This is a genomic window from Pseudomonas sp. PME37.24/025, assembly GCF_055556615.1.
On sequence record NZ_JBVHNK010000059.1, the window covers coordinates 1 to 356 of the forward strand.

Sequence of the window (356 nt, forward strand, 5' to 3'; positions counted from 1 at the left end):
ACCAGCGTCATGGGGTCGCTGTAGGCCCAGTGGGGGGCGAACACGGGCGACCGGCGCCGATTTCCGTCACGTCGCGTGAGATGGAGCAGGGCTTCCGTGGCCCCGAGGCTGACGGCTGCCTTCACCCCTTGCACGACCGACGGCAGCGGAGCGCCCGCCACCGTCGCGCGGAACGTCGCGAGGTCGCCGTAGGACGGAACGTACGGCACGCATCGGCTCAGGTCGGCCTCTCGCGTCGCCGCCTCCGCCAGGGTGATGTCGGCCGGGAGCCCCATCATCTTCTCGAACGTGTGACGGCTGTCCGGCGCGAAGGATGTCGCGATCGCGCCGAACCCGATGTTCATGACCAGGAGGTT

At 69.4% G+C, this 356-nt stretch carries 1 protein-coding gene; it reads right to left on the minus strand.

What is annotated here, in order from left to right:
• Positions 1-356: hypothetical protein (locus ACZ3HH_RS29485; RefSeq protein WP_465810052.1), on the minus strand; the 356-nt coding region annotated here is incomplete at both ends.